2 protein-coding genes are annotated in these 3,967 nt (G+C 75.1%); both read left to right on the top strand.

Annotation, left to right across the window (positions count from 1 at the left end; translation table 11 throughout):
- Positions 1 to 2,475 (top strand): beta-galactosidase (locus ABD317_RS34325; RefSeq protein WP_344295355.1); only part of this gene is annotated, 2,475 nt, incomplete at its 5' end.
- A 135-nt stretch (positions 2,476 to 2,610) separates the two neighbouring features.
- A partial coding sequence (locus ABD317_RS34330) for a glycoside hydrolase family 3 protein (RefSeq protein ID WP_344295358.1) occupies positions 2,611 to 3,967 on the top strand: 1,357 nt, incomplete at its 3' end.

Here is a 3,967-nt window from a genome sequence, read left to right on the forward strand (position 1 = left end):
GCACCGGCCGCCGGCGCCGGGCCCGCTCCCGCCGCCGCGCCGGCGGCCGGTACGGACCGGCCGGCCGGCACCGTCACGTACCGCGACAAGCAGATCCACATCGACGGCGGGCCCGCCCTCGTCCTGGGCGGGGAGATCCACTACTTCCGGCTCCGGCGCCGCGACTGGCAGTCCCGGCTCGACAGGGCCAGGGCCGCCGGGCTCAACGCCGTCGCCACGTACGTCCCCTGGATGTGGCACGAGACACCGGACGGCCGCATCGACGTCACCGGGCGCACCCGGCCCGAGCGGGACCTGGGGGCCTTCCTCGACCTGTGCTTCGACAACGGCTTCGACGCCGTCGTCCGGCCCGGCCCCTTCACCATGGCCGAACTCAAGGGCGAGGGCGTGCCGGAGCGGGTGCGCAGCGAGCACCCGGAGATCAACCCCCGGGGATGGCACGGCGCCGACGGCCCCACCCCCGCCGTGGACTACCTCGCGCCCGCCTTCCTGACGGAAGCCCGCCGCTGGTACGACGCCGTCATGCCGGTCATCGCCCGGCGGCTGCGCCGCGGCGGCCGGCCGGGCGTCGTCGCCTGCCAGCTCGACAACGAGATCGGGATGCTCGACTGGGTCAGCAACACCCCGGCGCTCACCGGCCACGTCCTCCGGGACTTCCGGGGCTGGCTGGAGCGGACGTACGGGGACGGCCTTGCCGGCCGCTACCCCTTTGCCGGGAAACCCGACGACGAGTTCGACCGGGGCGTCCGCGAACCGGCCGACGGCTACTCCGCCGCCCTCATGCACGACCTGGGCGCCTTCATGCGCGGCCGCTTCGCCCGCTACGTCGACGCGCTGCGGGCGGCCGCGGAGGACAACGGGGTGCGCGGCATCCCGTTCCTCATCAACATCCACGGCACCGGCGGCGGCCGGGGCACGAACTTCCCCATCGGCATCAGCCAGCTGAAGGAGACGTACTCCGGCAGGCCCGGGCTGATCTCCGGCGCCGACTTCTACCTCGGCGACCTGACGTTCAAGAACGTCACCGACCTGTACCTGGTCAACTCCTTCATGGACGCCACCAACGACCGCGACCAGCCCGTCACGGCCCTGGAGTTCGACGCCGGCCACGCGGACTACGGCAACAACCTCGACAACCAGTCGGGCGCCGAGGCCACCGGCCTGAAGACGCGGCTCTGCCTGGCCCAGGGCGCCAAGATGATCAACTACTACCTGTTCGCCGGCGGGTTCAACCCCCGGCTCGACGAGCCGCTGCACGACGGGAACGACCGCATCGGCTCCACCGGCGAACGCCACGGCTTCGCCGCCCCGGTCGACCCCGAGGGCCGCCCCGGACCCGGCTACCCGTCCCTGGTCCGCACCGTCCGGGCGGCACGCGCCCACGCCCCCGTGCTCGCGCCGATGCGGCCGGAGTACGACGACCTCGCGCTCGGCTTCGTACCGGACCACTACCTGACCGAGTACCGCCCCGACACCGACGCCGTACGGGCCGTGCTGGACGACGTCGAGCCGGTACGGGGCTTCGGCCCCCGCGGCGCGCTGTCCCGCGGCATGCTGCTGGGCGGCTACCGCTACCGCAGCGTCGACCTGCAGGCCGGCGACCTCGACCCGGCCGGCACGCCCGTCCTCGGGCTGGCCACCGGCGAACACCTCGACACCCCCGTCCAGCGGCGCCTGGTGCGGTATCTGCGGGCGGGCGGCAAGCTGCTGCTCTCCGGCCCGCTGCCGGGCAGGGACATGTCCGGCCGCCCGTCGACCGAGCTGCGTGACGCACTCGGGCTCACGCCGGGCAAAACCCTCACCGACGCGAACCGGTTCTTCCTCTCCGTGACCGCGCACGGCTGGGCCGCCCCGCGCGCCGAGATCCGGGTGCCCAGGGCGCAGCTGTGCACGGCGGCCCGGGGCAGCCGCGGCAGCCGCGTGGAAGTAGTGCTGCGTGAGCTGTCCACCGGCGAGGGCTGCGGATTCGACGTCCCCGTCGGCGCCGGCCGGGCCGTCGTCGTCACCAGCGCGTACCGGTGCGACCTCGGCTTCTGGACCGCGGCGCTGCGCCGGCTGGGCGCGGCGCCCCGCCTGACCCACGACGCGCGGCTGCCCGGCGTCTTCCTGCTCACCACGGCGGACGACGACGGGGGCCGGCTGCTGCACGCCTTCAACATCTCCTCCGGCTACGGGCAGGACGTCACCGTCGCGGAGCGCGGCCGGCCGCTCTTCGGCGGGGAGCGGCTGCACCTGCCGGGGCGCTCGGCGGCGATGCTGCCGCTGGGGCTCCGCGCGGGCGGGCTGCGGATCGCGTACGCCACCGCGGAGATCAGCGAGATCGCGGCCGGGCGGGTGGCCTTCCGGGCGCTCGGCGACGAGGCGGTCGTGGCCGTCGACGGACCGGCCCGCTGCGCGGGGGCGAAGGTCTCCGCGGCAGGCGGCCGGACGGTGCTGCGGGTGCGGCGGCGGGAGTTCACCGTGCACCGGGGCTGACCGGCCCCGCGGGCCCGCGCACCGACCGGGTGCGCGGGCCCGCGGGGGGACGCGCGACATCCGTATGCACGCGCACGCACCGGCGGCGACCCCGCCGCGGGCGGCGCGACCAAGGCAAGAGGACCACGTATTCACATGCTCGGACCGCACGAAGACAAGGTCAAGGAACTGCTCGGCAGGATGACCGTCGCGGAGAAGCTGGGCCAGCTCCAGCAGCTGACCTGGACCGGGGCGACCGGCCCCGGCGCCGGCCAGACGGAGGAGGTCGAGCGCGCGGCCCGGGCCGGCCTGCTGGGCTCGGTGCTCAACCTGCACGGGGCCCGGCACACCAACTCCCTGCAGCGCATGGCCGTGACGGAGTCCCGGCTGGGCATCCCGCTGCTGTTCGCCCAGGACGTCGTCCACGGCTTCTGGACCACCTTCCCCATCCCGCTCGCCCAGGCCGCCGCGTTCGATCCGGCGGTCGTCGAGCGCGACGCCCGGGTGTCGGCGAAGGAGGCCCGCTCCAACGGGGTGCGCTGGACCTTCTCGCCGATGATGGACGTCACCCACGAGCCCCGCTGGGGCCGGATCGCCGAGAGCGGCGGCGAGGACCCGTACCTCAACGCCGTGCTCGCGGTCGCCAAGGTCCGCGGCTACCAGGGCGACGACCCCGGCGACCTCACCGCCGACGACAGCCTCGCGGCCTGCGCCAAGCACTTCGTGGCGTACGGCGGCGCCGAAGGCGGGCGCGACTACAACACGGTGGACGTCTCGGAACAGCGGCTGCGCAACCACTACCTGCCGCCGTTCAAGGCGGCCGTGGACGCCGGGGTGGCCACCGTCATGGCGGCGTTCAACACCGTCAGCGGCGTCCCCGCGCACGGCAACCCGCACACCCTGACCGGCATCCTCAAGGAGGAGTGGGGCTTCGACGGGCTCGTCGTCAGCGACTACACCGGCGTCGAGGAGCTGACCGCGCACGGCTACGCCGCGGACGGGGCCGACGCCGGGCGGCTGGCCCTGACCGCGGGCATCGACATGGAGATGGTCAGCACCCGCATCGCCGCCCACGGCGCGGACCTGCTCGCGGCCGGGCGCATCAGCGAGGACCGGATCGACGACGCGGTCGCGCGCGTGCTGCGCCTGAAGTTCACGCTGGGCCTCTTCGACGACCCGTACACGGACGAGAGCGCCGCCGTCGACGCGCCGGTGCCCGAGGCGCGCGCCGCGGCGCGGGAGGCGGCCGCCCGCTCCATGGTGCTGATGAAGAACGACGGCGTCCTGCCGCTGGACCGCGGCCTCGGCTCCGTCGCCGTCGTCGGGCCGTTCGCGGACTCCGCCGACCTGCACGGCACCTGGGCCGGCCCCGGCTGCCGGCGCTTCCCCTCGGTCAGCGTCCTGGACGCCGTACGCGCCGCCGTCCCCGGCGCGCGGGTCACCCACGCCGGGGCGGACCCCGCGCGGGCCGCCGCCGCGGCCGGCGCGGCCGAGACCGCCGTCGTGGTGGTCG

Source organism: Streptomyces synnematoformans, from assembly GCF_039531005.1.
Lineage (GTDB): Bacteria > Actinomycetota > Actinomycetes > Streptomycetales > Streptomycetaceae > Streptomyces > Streptomyces synnematoformans.